Source organism: Bradyrhizobium sp. LB13.1 (genome assembly GCF_054056815.1).
Window position 1 is genome coordinate 3,840,695 of sequence record NZ_JBSRYQ010000001.1, and the last position, 20,159, is coordinate 3,860,853.

12 protein-coding genes and 3 pseudogenes are annotated in these 20,159 nt (G+C 64.8%); 6 read left to right on the plus strand and 9 right to left on the minus strand.

Features of this window, described 5'->3' with window-relative positions; genetic code table 11:
* Window positions 1-2: 2 nt before the first annotated feature.
* The 6 genes and pseudogenes from rsmA to lptF all read right to left on the minus strand — a co-directional run bounded on the left by rsmA (window position 3) and on the right by lptF (window position 7,618).
* Complete coding sequence (gene rsmA / locus ACVWYI_RS18090) at window positions 3-857, minus strand: 16S rRNA (adenine(1518)-N(6)/adenine(1519)-N(6))-dimethyltransferase RsmA (protein WP_456650298.1); 855 nt, start codon at window positions 855-857, stop codon at window positions 3-5.
* Complete coding sequence (pdxA, locus tag ACVWYI_RS18095) at window positions 854-1,870, minus strand: 4-hydroxythreonine-4-phosphate dehydrogenase PdxA (protein WP_456662792.1); 1,017 nt, start codon at window positions 1,868-1,870, stop codon at window positions 854-856. Before pdxA ends, rsmA begins: the two co-directional genes overlap by 4 nt.
* Window positions 1,870-2,796, minus strand: a complete 927-nt coding sequence (locus ACVWYI_RS18100) for a peptidylprolyl isomerase (protein ID WP_456662793.1) — start codon at window positions 2,794-2,796, stop codon at window positions 1,870-1,872. Before ACVWYI_RS18100 ends, pdxA begins: the two co-directional genes overlap by 1 nt.
* Before the next feature lie 68 nt (window positions 2,797-2,864).
* A pseudogene (locus ACVWYI_RS18105) lies at window positions 2,865-5,355 on the minus strand (LPS-assembly protein LptD).
* On the minus strand, window positions 5,355-6,452 hold the full coding sequence (lptG, locus tag ACVWYI_RS18110; protein WP_247443439.1) for an LPS export ABC transporter permease LptG: 1,098 nt from the start codon (window positions 6,450-6,452) through the stop codon (window positions 5,355-5,357). The pseudogene ACVWYI_RS18105 and the gene lptG overlap by 1 nt, the downstream one beginning before the upstream one ends.
* Entirely contained in the window at window positions 6,449-7,618 is a 1,170-nt protein-coding gene (lptF, locus tag ACVWYI_RS18115; protein WP_247346345.1) for an LPS export ABC transporter permease LptF, read from the minus strand. The genes lptG and lptF overlap by 4 nt, the downstream gene beginning before the upstream one ends.
* 339 nt (window positions 7,619-7,957) lie before the next feature.
* Between lptF and ACVWYI_RS18120 the strand changes: the two genes are divergently transcribed.
* The 3 genes from ACVWYI_RS18120 (at window position 7,958) to ACVWYI_RS18130 (ending at window position 10,574) form a co-directional block, all read left to right on the plus strand.
* On the plus strand, window positions 7,958-9,457 hold the full coding sequence (locus tag ACVWYI_RS18120; RefSeq protein WP_456662794.1) for a leucyl aminopeptidase: 1,500 nt from the start codon (window positions 7,958-7,960) through the stop codon (window positions 9,455-9,457).
* A 6-nt stretch (window positions 9,458-9,463) separates the two neighbouring features.
* Window positions 9,464-9,916, plus strand: a complete 453-nt coding sequence (locus ACVWYI_RS18125; RefSeq protein WP_456662795.1) for a DNA polymerase III subunit chi — start codon at window positions 9,464-9,466, stop codon at window positions 9,914-9,916.
* A 166-nt stretch (window positions 9,917-10,082) separates the two neighbouring features.
* The gene (locus ACVWYI_RS18130; protein WP_247443507.1) at window positions 10,083-10,574 is read left to right on the plus strand and encodes a hypothetical protein; all 492 of its coding nucleotides are present in this window, start codon (window positions 10,083-10,085) and stop codon (window positions 10,572-10,574) included.
* Window positions 10,575-10,982: 408 nt separating this feature from the next.
* Here ACVWYI_RS18130 and ACVWYI_RS18135 read toward each other — a convergent pair.
* Window positions 10,983-11,294: pseudogene (locus ACVWYI_RS18135) on the minus strand (class I SAM-dependent methyltransferase); the annotation flags it as partial.
* 198 nt (window positions 11,295-11,492) lie between these two features.
* On the opposite strand from ACVWYI_RS18135, the gene ACVWYI_RS18140 reads away from it, so the two are divergent.
* The 3 genes and pseudogenes from ACVWYI_RS18140 (at window position 11,493) to ACVWYI_RS18150 (ending at window position 17,946) form a co-directional block, all read left to right on the plus strand.
* On the plus strand, window positions 11,493-14,342 hold the full coding sequence (locus ACVWYI_RS18140; protein ID WP_456662796.1) for a beta strand repeat-containing protein: 2,850 nt from the start codon (window positions 11,493-11,495) through the stop codon (window positions 14,340-14,342).
* A 29-nt stretch (window positions 14,343-14,371) separates the two neighbouring features.
* Window positions 14,372-16,505 (plus strand): annotated as a pseudogene (locus tag ACVWYI_RS18145) (type I secretion system permease/ATPase).
* Window positions 16,492-17,946, plus strand: a complete 1,455-nt coding sequence (locus tag ACVWYI_RS18150; RefSeq protein WP_456662797.1) for an HlyD family type I secretion periplasmic adaptor subunit — start codon at window positions 16,492-16,494, stop codon at window positions 17,944-17,946. Before ACVWYI_RS18145 ends, ACVWYI_RS18150 begins: the two are co-directional and overlap by 14 nt.
* 100 nt (window positions 17,947-18,046) lie before the next feature.
* On the opposite strand, the gene ACVWYI_RS18155 is transcribed toward ACVWYI_RS18150, so the two are convergent.
* Window positions 18,047-19,912, minus strand: coding sequence for an ABC-F family ATP-binding cassette domain-containing protein (locus ACVWYI_RS18155; protein WP_456662798.1), 1,866 nt, complete (start codon window positions 19,910-19,912; stop codon window positions 18,047-18,049).
* A 57-nt stretch (window positions 19,913-19,969) separates the two neighbouring features.
* Complete coding sequence (locus ACVWYI_RS18160; protein ID WP_354103624.1) at window positions 19,970-20,143, minus strand: hypothetical protein; 174 nt, start codon at window positions 20,141-20,143, stop codon at window positions 19,970-19,972.
* Window positions 20,144-20,159: the final 16 nt, after the last annotated feature.

Consider the following 20,159-nt stretch of genomic DNA (forward strand, 5'->3'; position numbering starts at 1 on the left):
TCTTAGTTTTCGTTTCGTATATCCGCCAATTCACGCGCCATGGCAACAAAGCCGGAAATCGGAATGGTCTCCGCGCGCCGCGTCGCATCGACGCCGGCCGCTGCGGCGAGCCGCGCGGGATCGGCGCCGAGCGACTTCAGGCTCTGGCGCAGCATCTTGCGGCGTTGGCCGAAGGCGGCGGCCGCGACCTGTTCGAGCAGCTTGCGGTCGCAGGCGAGAGGCTGTTCGCGCGGTGTCAGCCGCACGACCGAAGACGTGACCTTCGGCGGCGGCACGAAGGCGGACGGCGCGATGTCGAACAGGATCTTGGTCTCGCAGCGCCAGTTGGCGAGCACGCCGAGGCGGCCAAAGGCCTCCTCGTCCTCGCGCGCCACGATGCGTTCGCCGACCTCGCGCTGGAACATCAAGACCATCATGTCGTACCAGGGCGGCCAGGGCTCGGTGGTGAGCCAGCCGATCAGAAGGTGGGTCGCGATGTTGTAGGGCAGGTTGGCGACGATCTTTGCTCGTTCGCCTGATAGCAGCGGGCGCGGGTCGAAGGTCGTGGCGTCGCCATGCACGATCTCCAGACGGCCGGGATAGCGCGCGGAAATATCCTGCAAGGCAGGAATCGCACGCTCGTCATGCTCGATGGCGATGACGCGTCTGGCGCCGAGCGCGAGCAGCGCGCGCGTTAGTCCGCCCGGGCCGGGACCGATCTCCACGATGGTGGAGTCCTCGAGCGGAGCCGCCGCACGGGCGATGCGCGCGGTGAGATTGAGGTCGAGGAGGAAATTCTGGCCGAGCGATTTGCGTGCCGACAAATCGTGCTGGCGAATGACCTCGCGAAGCGGCGGGAGGTCGTCGATCGCGCTCATCGGATTTTCGCAGCCGCCATCCGGCTCGCAAGCCTCAACGCCGCGATCAGGCTTGCCGGATTGGCTTTGCCGGTGCCGGCGATGTCGAAGGCGGTGCCGTGGTCGGGCGAGGTGCGGATGAAGGGCAGGCCGAGCGTGACGTTGACCGCGTCGTCGAATGCCACCGTCTTGATCGGGATCAGCGCCTGGTCGTGGTACATGCAGACGGCGCAGTCATAGCTGTTTCGCGCGGCTTCGTGAAACATGGTGTCGGCAGGAAGCGGTCCCTTCGCCTCGATGCCCTCGCTGCGCAACGCCTTGAGCGCCGGCGCGATCACGGTCTGCTCCTCGTGGCCGAGCGAACCGTCCTCGCCCGCATGCGGATTGAGGCCGGAGATCGCGATGCGCGGATTTGAGATACCGAAGCGGGATTTCAGTTCGGTTGCGACGATGCGCACGGTCGAGACGATCAGCTCGCTGGTGAGCTGGGCCAGCGCATCGCGCAAGGAGACGTGGATGGTCACGGGCACTACGGCGAGCTGCGGCGACCACAGCATCATCACCGGCTGCGGCACGCGGCCGTCTTCCGCGGCGAGCTCGGCGAGGAATTCGGTGTGGCCGGGATGGCGGAAGCCGGCGCGGTAGAGCACGCTCTTGGCGATCGGGTTGGTGACGACGGCGCCGGCGCGACCCTCGCGGACGTCAGTGACCGCCTGGCGGATCGAGGCGAGCGCGGCCGGGGCGCTCGATGCGTCGGGCTTGCCGGGCTCGGCGCTCGCGGGCTCGCCGGTCGCAACCACGGGCAGGGCCTCGGCGAAGACGGATAAGGCCCCGCCGGCGCTCACCGAGGCGATCCTGACGTCGGCGCCGAGCGCCTCGGCGCGGCGGGCGATCAGCGCCTCGTCGCCGAGTAGGTAGAAGGCGGGCAGGTCCAGTTCGCGGCGCTTGAGCCAGGCTGCGATGGCGATGTCGGGGCCGATGCCGGCAGGCTCTCCCAGCGTCAGGGCGAGGGGCTTGGCTGGCTGCCTGGCCATCAGCGGTTGCGATATTCGATCATTGCGGCCCTGCGGAGGTCATCGAGATAGGTCTTCTGGGTCTTCTCGTACTTCTCCTGATACATCTTCTCGCGGACCTCGCGCTTCTTCGGCGTGTCGATCATGGTCGGCTTGCGCGAGCACAGCACCACCATCTCGATGCCCGCCTTGGTCGCCTCGGGCGCGGTCAGGTGGCCGATCGGCGTGTCGTCGAGCACCTTGCGCAGCGCCTCGGGCAGCTCCGCCGTGGTCTTGGTGACGGTGTCGCGGATGGTGGCGTTCGGCGTGGAACGGAACAAGGAATTGGCTTCTTCGCAGCTTCCGACGCGCGAGCGATATTGCTCGGCTTCCTTGTGCCGCGTCTCCAGGAATGCCGGCGACGAGCCGCGCGGCACGATCAGCACGATCGGCTGCATCTTGTATTCGGTGCCCTCGATCTGAAGCTTGTCGCCGGTCTGGGCCTGCACGGCCTGCGCGACGTCCTTCTCGCCGACCATCAGCTTCTCCTTGAAGCGGCCGCGCACGAGGCTTGTCCAGACCATCTCGGCCTTCATGCGGGTCTTCAGGGTTTCGGGGCGGACGCCCTTGATCTCGAGCGATTTGGTGAGCTGGTCCGGCGAGATGCGCATGCGCTGCGCCATGCCCTCGTAGGACTGGTTGATGTCGGAGACGCCGGGGTCGACGCCGTATTTCTTGCCTTCCTTCAGCTTCACCCGGTCGTCGATCAGCTCGTTGATGACGTCCTGACGGGCCGGCATCTTCTGCGTCGTCAGCTGGTCGAGCTTGGAGCGCTGCTCGATGTCGAAGTCGGTGATCGGATCGCCGTTGACCATCACGACGATGTTCTGCGCGCGCAAGGGCGTGCCGGCCAGGAGCAGGGCGGCGAGAACTAGGAGCAGGCGGAAGACAGGCAATGGCATCATCATATTTGTCGCTCGCATGTCAGCCGCGGTGATCCTGCGATCGGGAACACGCGGCCGTCACTTCAAACCGTTCACTGGAGGCCGCCGCCGGAACTGCTGGCCGTCGATGTATTCGCCAGCGTGCGCAGGCCGATCTGGAACATGATCGCGTGGTTCAGCACGGGCGGCGTCGAGCCCGCGGAATAGCTATACGCAGTTACGTAGTTCAAGCCGAGCACAAAACAATCGTCGACATAGCCGGCACCGAGCACATACTGGTTGATCTTGTTGGCCTCCAGGTCCCAGCGCGCCGAGCCCGTGACCACCCAATTGGCCGCGACCTTGATCGAGCCCGACGTCAGGATGCCCTCGCGGCGGGTCAGATAGCCGAGTTCCGGCTGCGCCGCGTAATTGCCGTACAGCATGCTGATCGACCAGCGATTGAAGTTGGCGCGGCCTTCCGCCTCGAAGCGCTGGACGTTCCAGGTCTGCTCGTCCATGCGGGAGCGGACGCTGAACGTATAGGTGCTGTTGGGCGAGTAGGCGGCGCTCGCCACATAGTCGGAACGCGGCCTTTGCAGGCCGGAATCCACGCCGGTATTGATGGAGTCCTGGACTGCGAAGGAGTTCATGCCGAACAGCTGGTAGGACTGGCCGAACAGCACCTTGACGGCGCCGCCCTTGTCGAATTGCGTGGTGGACTGCACGCCGACATTGGCGCGGCCGCCGCCCTCGACGCGGTCGTAGCCGGAAAACTTGTCGACGCTGAACAGGTTCGAGGCGTCGAACACCATGCTCTGGGCGTCCTCGTTGGGGAGCTTGCCGGCATAGGTCTCGTTCGGCCGGATGATGACCTGCGCGATCGGTTCGATGGTGGTCGAGCCCCAGGGCTGAATGTTGATGAAGGGGTAGCGGTATTCGAGACCGACAGTCGGCATCAGGCGGAATGCCTGGGTGTCGCCGACGGGAAGATAGTTCGACACGCCCGGCTGGTTCGAGACCGAGGAGTTGATCGCATCGGCGCGGAGAATGGCGAACGGAGTCCAGATTTCACCGAACGGATCGGTGTAGGATTTGCGCCACTGCGCTTCGGCCGTCAGGCGGGTGTAGGTGCCCGGGAAGCCGCGTAGCAGGCACTGCGACGGCGTGCGGGCGAGCGGATCGGCCGACGTCGTCGTGCACAGGCTGTTGGTGTTGGCGAGCGTCGTGATCGGATCGAACACGGCGGTGTCACGCGACAGGTTCACGAAATTGGTCTTGTAGCTGAACTCGCCGCCGAACACCGGATAGTTCAGCACGTTCGAGTAATCGATCACGGGGTAGACGACCGGGACCTGGCTCTGGTTGCCCGAGTAACTCAGCCAGTACATCGTGCGCGCGTCGAAGAAGCTGCGATTGCCGACACCGGTCAGATAAAGCTGCGAGAGCGCATCCGTCGGCAGATACAGGAACGAGCCCAACGGATCGCGATATTGCGACAACCGGTAGTCCGAGAAGAAATAATAGTCGGACATGAGGACGCCGTCCCAGCCCCAGACCCACTTGTCGTTCAGCGCGAACTGACCCTTGGTGTCGACGGCGCCGCGGAACTGCTTGTCGCCGGGCTGGCCGGCGAGCGCGCTCGGATCGAGCTGGTCGATGCCGTAGACGCGGATCTGATAGGCGCCGTCCATCAGGCGCTGGCGGAACTCGGCCTGGAATAGCACGCCCTGCTTGGACGTGATGCGCGGGTTGAAGGTCGCGTCCATGTCGGGCGCGATCGCCCAGTAGAACGGAACCTCGACGCCGTAGCCGAACGGCGTGTTCGACGTGAAGCCCGGCATCAGGAAGCCGGACTTGCGCTTCACGGTCGGGTCGGGCGTCGAGAAATAGGGCATATAGGCGATCGGCACGCCGAAGAATTCGAGCTGCGCCGTCTCGAAATACAGCATCTTCTCCTGCTGGTCGTGGATGATGCGCGCACCCCTTGACCTGCCACAGCGGCGGCTTCTTCGGATCGTCCTTGCACGGCGCGCAGGCGGTGTAGACGCCGTTCTCGAACACCGTGTAGTTGCCGCTGGAGCGATCGGAGCGGCTCGCCGCCATGCGGGTCTGGTCGGCCGTGTCCACGCGCAGCGAATCGACGAAACCGTCACGGTAATCGTCGGAAAGATCCAGGATCTCGGCATAGGTGATCTTGCCGTCGGCATCCGTCATGCGGATGTTGCCTTCGGCATGGAGCCGCTTGGTCTTCTGGTCGTAGATGACCTTGTCGGCCTCGACGCTGGTGCCGTTATAGAACAGCTGGACGTTACCGACCGCGGAGACGCGCGAATTGTTGTAGTCGTAGTCGACCTCGGTTGCCTGAACCAGCATCTGGTTGTCGTTGGCGACCTTCGGCGGCTTCGGACGCGGCGGCAGCGGATTGTAGGTGAAGCCCTGGGCGGAGGCCGGCGCCACGACGGCAACGTCGATCAGGCCACCGAGCGATGCCACGGCGGCGAAAGCAAGCAGGAACCTGCGAATGGACAAGCCAAACCCGTTCGCGCGCACCAATGTGCGCCGCGTCCAACGAGACACGGGTCCTTGGTGGACGGCCGTCACTATCCGTCCTCCTGATACAGCAAGGCCAAAAAGCCGGTGAGGCCGCCCACCACCACGGGCAACCACGCCGCAGCGATCGGATGCATCAACTCAGCCTTGCTCAAATCTTCAGTCACTTTCGACAAAACGTAGAGCAGAAAGCCTGCGCCCACGCCACTCAAAACCATCTTCTGTACGCCGCCCATCCGGAAGAAGCGCAACGACACGGAGGCCGCCAGCATCACCATTGCTGCAAGCAAAAACGGCTGCGCCAGAAGCTTCTGATACTGGAGTCGGTATCCGGCTGTCGCGAAGCCCGAGCTTTCGGAGGAGCGGATGTAGCTCGGTAGTTGCCAAAAGGACACAGTCTCGGGTGTGGAAAAACTGTTGCGGACCTGTGCCTCGGTCAGCGTCGTCGGAATCTCCAGGCTGGCCTGGTCGATCGGCGGCGAATCCAGCGAGAAGCGGCGGACGCCCTTGAACAGCCAACGGCCGGACTCGAGCGTCGCCTCGCGCGCCTCGACGCGTTCCTTGAAGTGCTGCTCCGTGTCGAACCGGAACAGCGTGAGCCCCGTGAGCCGGACGCCCTGCTGCTCGCTGCGCGCCGCGTTGATGATGGTCTGGCCGTCATTGGTGACCTGATTGAGCCAGAAACCGGAGGCGTCCTGAATGCCGCCGCCGGGCGCAGAGCCGAACAGCTCGGCTTCCATGCGCTTGGAGAGTTCGCGCAGATTGGCCGACATCGGATTGTAGGCGACGGTGGCGATCACTCCGATCAGCAGCGCACTGCCGAGCGCCGGCGAGATGAATTGCCATGCGGAGACGCCGGCGGCGCGCGCGACCACGAGCTCGAGCCGGCGGGAGAGGGCGAGATAGCAGGTCATGGCGCCGATCAGCATGCAGAACGGCGTCAGCTTCTCCAACAGCTGCGGCACGCGGAACAGCGAGGTCTCTGCCACCATGACCGCGGAGGCGGATGCAAGGCCCGAGGTCTTGCGCACCATCTCGATGTAGTCGACCAGCACCAGCAGCAGGAAAATGCTGGCGAACACGCCGAGCGCTGCGACCACGAAACGGCCGGCGAAATAGCGCCCGAGTGTGTTGGTGAGCATGCTCATGCGGTAGCCGGCCGTCCGAACAGCCGCGCGATGCGCGCGTTCGACCTGTTGATGGCCTCCATGAGGCGCGGCGGCGGTTCGACCACGAGGCCGCCGATGATGATCGCCAGCCCGATGCCGATGGCACCAAAGACCATCGCATATTGGACCAGCACCGCGCCCGGCGATTTCACGGCCACCACCGAGCAGGCGAAGCCGGCCATGCGCAGGCCGAACACGGCGAGGATCGAGGAGCCGATCGAGAAATTGCGGCTCTGGCGGGTGGTGCGTGGCGCCCCCAGGAACGCAAAGGTCAGCACGGCAAAGGCGAACGGATAGATCGGCGCCAACAGGCTGTCATGCAAGGCCGAGCGGAACTGGCCGGGAATCTGCTTGTAGACGGGGTCGTCTTCTGACGGCGAGAGCAGCTCCCAGAGATAACGCTCGCGGATGCCGAGGGCGACGTCGCGGCCCTGGCCCGAGAACTTCGACATGTCGAAGCCGTAGCGGCCGAACGCCACCAGCGCGGGATCGCGCTTGCCGGCCTCGAAGCGCTGGAGATTGCCGGTCTCCAGCACCAGGAACGATCCGGTGTCGTTCTTCACGACTTCGCCGTGCTCGGCGACGATCGAGACGCGCTCGTTCGGATCGCGGCGGTCGTCGATGAATATGCCGGCGAGGATGCCGCCGGGCTGACGTTCGCGAATCCGGATCGTCAGGTTCTTGTCGAGCTGGGCGAAGCGGCCGGGCTGGAGGATGTTTGTGAGCACGTCGGCAGTGATCTCGGCGTCCCACTGCTTGATCCGCCGCATGCCGTCGGGGGCGAGATAGGCCGCGATGAAGGCGACCAGCAGCGCCACCACGCAGGTGGCGTAGAAGAACGGATAGAACAGCCGGAACGGCGAGAAGCCGGCGGCATTCATCACGATGATCTCGGAATCGGTCGCGAGCTTGTTCAGCGTATGCGAGATCGCGATCATCAGCGCGATCGGCGAGATGATCAGGACCAGCGCGGGCACGACGAGGCTGGTGATGCCGAGGAAGGTCAGGATGGTCTGACCCTGGCTCGTCATCAGGTCGATGCCGCGCAACGCCTGCGTAATCCAGATCACGCCCGTCAGGCTGACCAGGACCAGCGCAAACGACGCGAGCGTCGTGCGGAAGATATACCTGTCGATTGACCCCATGCGCTACCGCACGAATCCCACCAAGTCCCCAACGTCGGCCGTAATTTCGGCTGTCCAACCAATCCCCGCGAGGGGATCCCCAAGGTCGGCCAACCGTCTCTTCCAGCAGCTTACTCTCTCACTACCATCCCTTTGATCCGTCAACAAAATGGCCGCCCCGTGGCACCCTCAACATATGGTTAACATTTCCCTCGTTGTGGCCTCGCGGCCACGGGGGTGCTTGGCATCTGCCGGGCCCCTAGCCCATAGTACGGCAGACTCAGTGAATCGCCGTTCAGCTCCGGCCCGTGGCCGGGACCGCCGATCGGCAAAAAGCCCCATGTTTTGGAGGAGTTACCTATGTCCGATGCCATCAAGGTCGGCATTGTCCCGTTGTCTACCGCCGTCCGTGGCATTGTGGTCGTGTTCTGCGACGACGGTCTGAAGCTCGGCCCGGCGACCGTCAAGGCGCTCGGCGGGGCCATCGAACTCGTGAAGAGGGCCGCCTCCGCCGCCGCCTTCAAAGGCAAAAGCGGCGCCGCGCTGGACATCCTGGCGCCGGAGGGGGTGAAGGCCACCCGGCTGATCGTGATCGGTGCCGGCAAGGTGGCCGGCCTGAAGGCGAACGACTTCCTCAAATTCGGCGGCGTGGCGGCGAGCAAGCTTCCCGCCGGAGCGGCGGCCATGACCATCATGGCGGAACTGCCCAATGGCGCCATGACGAGCGAGCAGGCGGTTGCGATCGCCTCGGGCCTGCGGCTGCGCAGCTACAAGTTCGACCGCTACAAGACCAAGAAGAAGGACGGTGAGGAGGACGGCTCCAGCGCCGACATCTCGCTTGCCGTTAGCGATGCCGCCGCCGCGAAGAAGGCGTTTGCATCGGCCGGTGCGATCGTGGACGGCGTGATCATTGCGCGCGACCTCGTCAACGAGCCGCCGAACGTTCTTTTTCCCGAGGAGTTCGCGCGCCGCGCAGGCTTGGTCCGCAAGCTCGGCGTCAAGATCGAGGTACTCGACGTCAAGGCGATGGACAAGCTCGGCATGGGCGCGCTGCTCGGCGTCGGCCAGGGCTCGTCGCGCCCGAGCCGGACTGTGATCATGCGCTGGGACGGCGGCAAGAAGGGTGAGGCACCGGTTGCCTTCGTCGGCAAGGGCGTCTGCTTCGACACCGGCGGCATTTCGATCAAGCCGGCCGGCAGCATGGAGGACATGAAGGGCGATATGGGAGGCGCGGCCTGCGTCGTCGGCCTGATGCATGCGCTCGCGGCACGCAAGGCCAAGGTCAACGTCGTCGGCGCCATCGGCCTCGTCGAGAACATGCCCGATGGCAACGCCCAACGCCCGGGCGACATCGTCACCTCGATGTCGGGCCAGACCATCGAGATCATCAACACCGACGCGGAAGGCCGCCTGGTGCTTGCCGATGTGCTCTGGTACGTCGCCAAGAAAACCAAGCCGAAATTCATGGTGGATCTGGCGACGCTGACCGGTGCGATCGTGGTCGCGCTCGGCACCGACCATGCCGGCATGTTCTCCAACAATGACGAGCTTGCCGAGCGGCTGCTGGCGGCCGGCATCGAGAGCGGCGAAAAGGTCTGGCGCCTGCCGCTCGGCCCCGAATACGACAAGCTGATTGATTCCCAGTTCGCCGACATGAAGAACACCGGCGGCCGCCACGGCGGCTCGATCACCGCGGCGCAGTTCCTCCAGCGTTTTGTCGACGGCACGCCCTGGGCGCATCTCGACATCGCCGGCACCGCCATGGGCGCGCCGAAAACCGACATCAACCAGAGCTGGGGAAGCGGCTATGGCGTCCGTCTGCTCGACCGTCTGGTCGCCGACCATTACGAGCGCAAATGACCCAAGATGACTGAAGTGCTGTTCTATCATCTGCAAAACATGACGGTGGAGAACGTGTTGCCGCCGCTTCTCGAGAAATCGCTCGAGCGCGGCTGGCGCGTCGTGGTGCAGTCGAATTCGCCGGAGCGCGCCGATGCGCTCGACGCGCACTTGTGGACCTACCGCGACGATTCCTTCTTGCCGCACGCGACATGGCGGGCGAGCGACGCCGCCGATCAGCCGATCGTGCTGGCGGTCGAGGAGGACAATCCGAACGGCGCCAATGTCCGCTTCCTCGTCGACAACGCCGCCCTGCCGCAGGACGCCCAGGGCTATGAGCGCATGGTGCTGCTGTTCAACGGCGACGATCCGGACGCGCTTGCATTTGCCCGCAGCGCCTGGACGGATTGCAAGGCGCGGGGATTTGATGTCACCTATTGGCAGGCCGACGAACGGGGCCGGTGGCAGAAGCGGAATTAGCGGTCGCGCGCAATTAATGATAATTTGCACTTTTCGGACGATGATGGCTTTGGTCACCTTCGTGCCGCAAAGTGATGTTGGGACAAACGCTTAGGGTCGATCCTTCACACGGGGAATTTAGTTTATCGTGCGACATCAAAAGCTTCCCGGCTCGCTCATAGTTGCGTTGGCTGCCGTAGCCCCGCTGGTCGCGGGCTGCTCTGGGACCGATGTGTTCTCCAGGGACGCCCAGTGGTTCAACACGCCCAGCCGCATGTTCATCCGGAACATCTCGATTGAGTCGCCGCCGCTGACCCCCGACAGGGCGGTTGGGGCCGAGGATCTGGTCAGTGCAGACGGAGGCTGTGCCGGCATGGCGCCGCAGCCCGGGCCGGCCGATGCCAATGCGTCCACGACGGCGCCGGCGCCCATGGGCGGCACCGTTGCGCTCGGCCACACCGAATGCGACGTGGTGCGCGGCATCGGCGCGCCCTCGAACGTCAACCTCTCCGCTGATGCCGCCGGCAGGCGCGTCGCGGTCGTGACGTGGACGACCGGTCCGCGCGCGGGCATCTACACCTTCACGGCCGGCCGCCTGTCCTCGATCGAGGGCACGCCGGAGGCACCGGTTGTGCCGAAGGCTGCCAAGCCGAAGCCGAAGAAGAAATCGGCGGCGTAACACGGGTCGCCTTCTGCCCTGAAGCTGGTTGCGGCTGTCGATGCGATCAGCCGCCCATGGTCGTCCCCATCGCCAAGCGGCTTTGCATCCCTTGGCCTGTAGCCGGCGTTTGAGTTCCGCGCTCCCTGTCTCCGACAGCCTTCCCAATACGCCGGTCGGGCTGCTGACGACCATCGACAGCCAGTAGTCATCGAAATTCGCAAACGTTCGCTCGACGACCAGTTCGCGAGTTTCGACATCGCGGATGCCGAGCTTCGCCCAAAGCGCCTTGAGTGCCTCGTATCGCGATACATCCGCACTCAGTGGGCGCTGTGCAGGTTTGCCGAGAGCGTCCATCTCCTCCCATAAGGGCTGCGTGGGCGAGCCACTCCGCAAGATATCCCAGGTGTAGGATGCGACCATGCGGACCATTTCCGAGGCACCTTTGTGCGCGTCCGGGACGAAGAACAGCACCAGCGCCACCACCGCGACGTCGAAGCGGTTGACGTCGTAGGGAAGTGCCATCGCATCGCCAATCGAAAACTCGACCTGCTTTGCTGATAATTTCCGGCGTGCAGTCGCAATCTGTCCGTCGGACGGATCGATCGCGCAAACGGACGAAGGGGCGGACTTCGCAACAAGGAGCTCAGTGAACGCGCCCTTGCCGCAACCGACATCCACCCAGGTCAAACTGCGCGCTTGTCTCGAGCCGCGGTTCTTCCGCGCGCGTTTGAAAATCACGGGGGCGTTACGCGTGATCCGTGATCAGGCCATTCGTGATGAGAGAGCCTTCGCATCCGCTGTCGAAAACTGCCCCGAAGCAAATCTGGACGAAATCTCCAGAATAATCACGCGCGTCTCAAGCAACGGTTCAAGAATGTCATGTTCGCGGCTGTTACGTGGAGGGGTGGGGCTAGATCGACCGAAGGATCATTTTGAATGTCTACTACCTCTGTTTTTTCCCCGGTTACGGGCCAACTCACCATTTTCGGCGATAGCGCCAATAACGGCGTCGTGATCAGCCGCAATAACGCAGGCCGCATTCTCATCAATAACGGGTCTGTGACGCCAATCGGTGGCGCCCCCACCGTCGCCAACACCAGCGAGATCGACATCTTTGGTCAAGGCGGCGACGACACGATCACCGTCAACGAATGCCATGGCCCGATGCCCGCGGTGCACATTTTCGGCGGTGACGGCAATGACAGGATCACGGGCGGCTCGGGGGCCGACCTTCTGTTTGGTCAGGCCGGCAACGATGTGATCAACGGCGGCGGCGGCAACGATCTGCTGTTCGGCGGCGCGGGTAACGACACGCTGGACGGCGGCAGCGGCGACAACCAGTTGTTTGGCGAGACCGGCGACGATCTCATGATCTGGAATCCCGGTGGCGGCACCAACCTGTTCGAGGGCGGTGAGGGCAATGATACGGCTAAGGTCAACGGAAGCAACGGCGACGAGACGTTCACGATCACGGCGAACGGCACGCGGGTGCGGTTCGACGGGACGGGCGCGGCGCCATTTTCGCTCGACATCGGCACGACGGAGAATCTCGTCCTGCACGCCGGCGGCGGCGACGATGTCATCACCGCGGGCAACGGGCTCGGCAGCCTGATTTCGCTGACGCTCGATGGCGGCGCCGGCAACGACAGGATTACCGGCGGCGACGGCAACGATCTCCTGATCGGCGGTAGCGGCGACGACATCGTCAATGGCGGACGCGGCAACGACGTTGCCGAGCTTGGATCGGGCGACGATACCTTCATCTGGAATCCCGGCGACGGCAGCGACACGGTCGAGGGCGGATCGGGCAACGACAAGCTGTTGTTCAACGGTGCCAATATCAACGAGACCATCAACATATCGGCCAATGGCGGTCGGGTGCGCTTCACCCGCGACGTTGCAAACATCACGATGGACCTCAACAGCATCGAGCAGATCGAATTCGATGCGCGCGGCGGCGCTGACAACATCCTTGTCGGCGATCTCACCGGCACCGGCGTCAAGCAGGTCCTAGTCGATCTCGGAGCTACGCCCGGAGGGACGCAAGGCGACGGTGCGGCTGATACGGTGACCGTCAGCGGCACCGGCGGCAATCAGCACATCGAAGTCACAGCCACGGGCACAACGGTAACCGTCAGGGGGATGCCGGAGGTCGTGACGATCGCAAATGCAGAGGCTGCCAACGACCGGCTGGTGATCCAGGCGCTCGGCGGCAACGATGTCATTGATGCATCCCTGCTCGCGGCGGCGATCGGGCTGACCATCGACGGCGGCGCGGGCAACGACACCATCACCGGCAGTCAGGGGGCCGACACCCTGATCGGGGGCGATGGCAACGACAACGTCACCGGCGGCCGCGGCAACGACGTGGCTCTCCTCGGCGCGGGCGACGACATCTTCACGTGGAATCCCGGCGACGGCAGCGACACCGTCTTCGGTGACGCGGGAACGGACACGCTGGTGTTCAACGGCTCGAATGTCGCCGAGAACATGTCGATCTCGGCGAACGGCGGCCATGCGCTGCTCACCCGCGACGTCGCCGCCATCGTCATGGATCTCGATGGCATCGAGCGCGTGCAGATCGCGGCGGCCGGCGGCGCCGACAATCTCACCGTCAACGACCTGACCGGGACCGGCATCGCGCTGGTCGCCATCGACCTCAGTGCCGGCCCCGGCAGCCAGAGCGGGGACGGTGCGGCGGACCGCGTGACCGTGAACGGCAGCGCCGGTGATGATCATATCACGGTTGCCACCAGCGGCGGATCGATCGTGGTCAACGGCCTCGCGGCGCAGGTGACGATCGCGCACGCGGATTCCGGTGACGTGTTCAGTGTCAACGGCGGAGGCGGCAACGACGTCATCAATGCTTCCGCGATCAGGGCGGGACAGCTGTTCAGCCTCAACATCAACGGCGGCGATGGCAACGACACCATCACCGGCAGCGCCGGCAATGATATCGTCAATGGCGGACGCGGCAACGACGTGGCCAGTCTTGGCGCGGGTGACGACACCTTCGTCTGGAATCCCGGCGACAGCAGCGACACCGTCGAAGGCGGCAACGGCACCGACACGCTGGCGTTCAACGGCGCCAACATCAACGAGAACATCAACATCTCGGCCAACGGTGGCCGGGTGCTGTTCACGCGCGACGTTGCTGCCATCGCGATGGACCTGAACGGCGTCGAACATGTCGACTTCAACGCCCTCGGCGGTGCCGACAACATCACCGTCAATGACCTCTCCGGGACGGGCGTGAACGAGGTCAATCTCGACCTCGGCGCCAATGACGGCGCCGCCGATACGGTGACCATCAACGCGACCGGCGGCAACGATGTCATCACGGTGACCGAGCACGACGGCATCATCACGGTCTCGGGGCTTGGCCAGGACATCAACATCACCGATGCCGGCGTCGGCGACAGGATCGTCATCAACGGCCTCGATGGGGACGACGTCATCACGGCCTCCGGTTTGCACGGCGGCATCCAACTCGTTGCCAACGGCGGCAATGGCGACGACATCCTGATCGGCAGCCCCGGCAACGACACGCTTACTGGGGGCGCGGGTGACGACGTGCTGATCGGTGGCGGGGGCTTCGACGTTCTCGATGGCGGCAGCGGAAACAACGTCGTCATTCAGGGCGGCGCGGCGATGGCGGCCGCGATGCTGCTCAACCAGGCCATGGCGGCCAGCTTCGTCCCGGCAGGTGACGGCCACGGCGAGATGCCGTTGCCCGATCCGCACGCTGGCCAAAACCAGACGCTCGCTCCGCCGCAGCACGCCTGACGTTAGCCGCTGCGGCCTGGAGAACGCTCATGACGACGAACGCTGGCGTGGCCGATACGGGGCTCGACGCTCTGCTGACGCTTCTGCATTTGAAGGGCGTTGCGGCCGATCGCGACCAGCTCAGGCACCGGACGGGAGCGGCAGTCTTCGGCGCAGCGGACATCGTCCGCTGCGCCAGGTCTCTCGGACTGAAAGCACGAACCTATCGAACGCAGTGGAGCCGTTTGCCGGACAGCCCGCTGCCTGCGATTGCGATGCTGCGCGACGGTAGCTTCATGGTCATCGCCAAAGCTTCCCCCGACCAGGTGCTGGTGCAGTCGCCGGGGGTGCAGCGGCCTGTATTGATGGAGCGCGACGAGCTGTGCGCGAACTGGGACGGCGGGTTGATCCTGATGGCGCGGCGCGCCGGGCTATCCGACCTTGGCCGCCACTTCGACATCACCTGGTTCATCGGCGCGATCGGCAAATACCGGCGACTGCTCGGCGAGGTGGTGGCTGCCTCGTTCTTCCTCCAGCTCTTTGCATTGGTCTCACCGCTGTTCTTCCAGGTCGTGATCGACAAGGTACTGGTTCACCGCTCGCTGTCCACGCTCGACGTTCTCGTCATTGGCCTCGTGGTCGTCTCCCTGTTCGACACCGTGCTCGGAATCCTGCGCAACTATCTGTTCTCACACACCACCAACCGCATCGATGTCGAACTCGGCGCGCGCCTGTTCCACCATCTGCTGGCGCTGCCGATGGCCTGGTTTCAGGCCCGGCGTGTCGGCGATTCCGTGGCCCGTGTCCGCGAGCTCGAGAACATCCGCAATTTCATCACCAGCTCCTCGCTGACGCTTCTCATCGACCTGTTCTTCACCTCGGTGTTCCTGGCGGTGATGTTCGCCTATTCGCCGGTTGATGAGCTGCATCGTGCTGGCATCGTTCCCGTTCTACATCGCGATTTCGGCGGTGGCGACGCCGCTGTTCCGCCGCAGGCTGGACGAGAAATTCCGCCGCGGCGCCGAGAACCAGGCGTTCCTGGTCGAGAGCGTCAGCGGCATCGAAACGCTGAAGGCAATGGCGGTCGAACCGCAGATGCAGCGCCGCTGGGAAGAGCAACTCGCCGGCTATGTCTCCGCCAGTTTTGGCGTCACCAGCCTCGGCCACACGGCGAGCCAGCTGGTGCAATTCGTCAGCAAAATCGTCACTGCCGCGATCCTCTATGTCGGCGCGCGACTCGTGATCGGGGACGCATTGACGGTCGGCGAGCTCGTGGCCTTCAACATTTTCGCAGGGAGAGTTTCGGCCCCGGTGCTGCGGCTGGCCCAGGTCTGGCAGGATTTTCATCAGGCGCGGCTGTCGATCGCGCGGCTCGGCGATATCCTCAACAGCGCGGCGGAGCCGGCTCACTCCGCGGCACGCGCGGGGCTGCCGCCGCTCCGGGGCAATGTCAGGTTCGAGCACGTGGGCTTTCGGTACCGGCTCGACGGGCCGGAAATCCTGCACGACGTCTCGTTCGATATTCCGGCAGGCCAAACCGTCGGCATCGTGGGATCATCGGGCTCGGGCAAGAGCACGTTTGCAAAACTGGTGCAGCGGCTCTATGTGCCGCAAGGCGGCCGCGTGCTGATCGACGGCATGGATCTGGTGATGACCGACCCGGCCTGGCTGCGGCGGCAGATCGGCGTGGTGCTCCAGGACAACATGCTGTTCAACCGCTCGGTGCGCGACAATATCGCGCTGGCCGATCCGACTCTGCCGATGACGCGCATCATGGACGCTGCAAAGCTTGCGGGCGCGCATGATTTCATTCTGGAGCTTCCTGAGGGCTACGACACGGTGGTCGGCGAGCGCGGCTCGACGCTCTCCGGCGGACAGCGCCAGCGCATCGCGATCGCCCGCGCGCTGGTGACCAATCCGCGTATCCTGATCTTCGACGAGGCGACCAGCGCGCTCGACTATGAGAGCGAGCGGATCATCCACGACAACATGAAGGAGATCGCCAGCGGCCGTACGGTCCTGATCATCGCCCACCGCCTGTCCACCGTCCGCGGCGCCGACCGCATCTTCACGCTGGAGCGAGGCCGGCTGGTCGAGGACGGCACGCACGACGGCTTGATCAAGACCGGCGGCCGTTACGCGGCGCTGCATCGTCTTCAGGGAGGGATCTATGAGGTCGGCTAGGGCTGTGCCGGCTGCGCGGCCGCAGCAGACGGTGGTTCCTTTCCGGAAAGCGAAAGAGCGACGCGCCGAGGAAATCGCCTTCCTGCCGGCGGCGTTGGAGATCACCGAAACACCGCCGTCGCCAACCGGCCGCGCCATCGGCATGGCCCTGATGCTGCTTGTCTGTGCGGTGCTCGCATGGTCGGCATGGGGCACGATCGACATTGTCGCTTCCGCAACCGGGAAGGTCGTTTCGAGCGGGCGAAGCAAGGTGGTGCAACCGTTCGAGACCGGCGTGGTACGAGCCATCCACGTGCAGGATGGGCAGGCGGTCAAATCAGGCGATTTGCTGATCGAGCTTGATCCGACCGTCAACGCCGCGGAGCGCGATCGTCTTCATGACGATCTCATGGCTGAACGGCTCAATATCGCGCGCCTTCGTGCGGCGCTGACAGCTGGCGAGGAGGCTTCTGCCGATCTGTCCCCGCCCGCGGACGCCGATCCGATGCTGATCGCGACGCAGCGGCAGCTTCTCGCCAATCAGGTCAGCGAGAACAGGGCCAAGCTCGCGGCGCTTGCGCGCCAGGAGGCGCAGAAGGACGCCGAGCATCAGACGATCGCGGCCACGATTCATAAGCTCGACTCGCTGCTCCCGGTCACGCAGCAACGTGTCGAGATCCGCAAGACGCTGATGGAGAAGGAGATCGGCTCGAAGCTGACCTACTACGAGACCCTTCAGCTCCAGATCGAGCAGCAGGAGGAGCTCCGCGTCCAAAGCAGCCGCTTGAAGGAGGCCGAGTCCGCCGTTGCCGCGATCCGGGAAACCCATAACCAGGCCGTGGCCGAGTACAGGAAGAACCTGTCCGACGAACTCGCCAAGAGCGAGCAGAAAGCCAACGGCGTCGCGCGCGATCTGATCAAGGCGCAGCAGAGGACGAGGCTTCAGCAACTGACGTCGCCGGTCGACGGCGTCGTGCAGCAGCTTGCGATCCACACCGTCGGCGGCGTGGTCACGCCCGCGCAATCGCTGCTGGTGATCGTGCCATCAGATACGCGGCTCGAGATCGAGGCGATGATCTCCAACCGCGATATCGGCTTTGTCGAGGCCGGGCAGGGCGCCGCCGTCAAGATCGACACCTTCAATTTCACCCGCTACGGCTTGTTGGAAGGCCGGGTGCTGAGCGTCTCGCATGATGCCATCATTCACGACCGTCCACCGGAGCGCGGAAGCGACCGCCCGCTCGGGACGCCGCGCGACAGCAGTGAGCCCAACGGGCAGGAGCTGAGCTACAGCGCACGCATCTCGCTGGATCGCACGCAGATGCAGGTGGACGACCGCCTCGTCAGCCTGGCGCCGGGCATGGCGGTGACGGTGGAGATCAGAACCGGCTCGCGCACCATCCTGAGCTATTTGTTGTCGCCGCTGCAGCGCTACCGGCACGACATCATGCGGGAGCGGTAGTTCCGACGCCGCTGCCGACGACCGCTGAGCGCCCATGATCACGGCAACCGGCCAGTTTGCCGACTGAGCCATTTCCTGCAAGCGCGGGTAGGCGAAGACGTTACCCCGCGGCCTCGTCAAACTGCGTGCTCGCCTCCAACCACTGCTCCTCGGCGCGCGCCAGCGCGTCGGCGGCGTTGGCGCGTGCCTTTGACAGTTGCGCGGCCTGCTTGGGATCGCGGGTGAAGATGTCGGGGAGGGCGAGCGCCGTGTCGATCTTGGTGATGATCTCGCTGACGCGGGCGATCTCGGACTCGGCTTCCGCGATGCGCTTCTTCAGCGGGCCGCGGTTGTCCGACCTCGGACGCTGCGGCTTCTCGCTTGCCGCGCTGCGCTCGCGCGGGGCGGGCTCGCCGTTGCGCGCGGACAGCACCAGGCGGCGATATTCGTCGAGGTCGCCGTCGTAGTTGGTCACGGTGCGGTCGGCGACGATCCAGAGCCGGTCGGCGCAGGCCTCGATCAGATAGCGATCGTGCGAGACCATGATAACGGCGCCGGGGAATTCGTTGATGGCTTCGGCGAGCGCGGCGCGGCTGTCGATGTCGAGATGGTTGGTCGGCTCGTCCAGGATGATCATGTTGGGGCCGAAGAAGGTCGCGAGTCCCAGCAGAAGCCGCGCCTTCTCGCCGCCCGACAGTTTTCCAACCTTGGTGTCGGCCGCCTTGCCGGAAAAACCGATCGCGCCGGCGCGGGCGCGCACCTTGGCCTCGGGCGCTTCGCCGCCCATCAGCTTGCGGACGTGGTCGTAGGCGGAGCCGTCCTCGTTCAATTCGTCGAGCTGGTGCTGCGCGAAATAGGCGATCGACAGCTTGTCCGCGCGCGTCACCTTGCCCGAGAATGGCGCGAGGCGGCCGGCGAGCAGTTTGACCAGTGTCGATTTGCCGTTGCCGTTGGAGCCGAGCAGCGCAATGCGGTCGTCATTGTCGATCCGCAAGGTGACGCGGCCCAGCACCGGCGTTGCCGGATCGTAGCCGACCGCGGCGTTGTCGACGGCGATGATCGGCGGCGACAGGATTTTCTCGGGCGCCGGAAAGCTGATCTCGCGCACATCCTGGGTGACCAGCGCCGTGATTGGCTTCAGCCGCTCCAGCATTTTGACGCGTGATTGGGCCTGCCGGGCTTTCGAGGCCTTGGCCTTGAAGCGATCGACGAAGGCTTGCAGGCGCGCGCGTTCGGCTTCCTGGCGCTTGACCTGCTTGGCATCGAGCATCTCGCGCATGGCGCGCTGCTCCTCGAAGGAGGAGTAGGTGCCTTTGTAAAGCGTGAGCTTGCTGCGCTCCAGATGCAGGATCTGGTCGACCGAGCTTTCCAGGAGATCGCGGTCATGGCTGATCACGATCACGGTGCGCGGATAATGCGCGAGGTGATCCTCCAGCCACAGCGTGCCTTCGAGGTCGAGATAGTTGGTGGGCTCGTCGAGCAGCAACAGGTCGGGAGCCGCGAACAGTGTTGCGGCGAGCGCGACGCGCATGCGCCAGCCGCCGGAGAATTCAGCGCAGGGGCGGAGCTGGTCGGTGGCCGAGAAGCCCAGGCCGGAGAGGATCGCGGCCGCGCGCGACGGGGCGGAATGCGCGTCGATGTCGACCAACCGGGTCTGGATCTCGGCGATCCGGTGCGGATCGGTCGCGCTCTCGGCCTCGGTAAGCAAAGCGTCGCGTTCGAGGTCGGCCTTGAGCACCACGGAGATCAGGCTTTCGGGGCCGTTCGGGGCTTCCTGCGCGAGGCTGCCGACGCGCCAGCGGGGCGGCAATGTGACCGTGCCGTGCTCGGCCGCGAGCTCGCCGCGGATCACCTTGAACAGGGTCGATTTGCCGGTGCCGTTGCGACCGACCATGCCGACGCGGGATCCGGGCGTGATCTGCACGGAACTCTGGTCAATCAGAAGGCGTCCGGCGAGGCGGATGGAGAGGTCGGTGATCGCAAGCATGCGGCCTTGTCACCGCACCCGGGACCAAACGCAACCCGTTTTTCCGTGAGGTTGAAGTCAGTGCGAATCGCGGTCGCGCTGCTTCAGCTCGTTGAGGAGCTGCTCGAGGTGCGTCGGGAGCCTGGCTTCGGGGCGCAGGCTCTGCCGGAGCCGTTCACCCACGGCATCGGAGATCGCGCGGCTGGTGCGCCGGTCGATTTGTTCGCCGTCATTGGCAGAAAGGCCGGCCATCGCAGGGTTCCGTGTT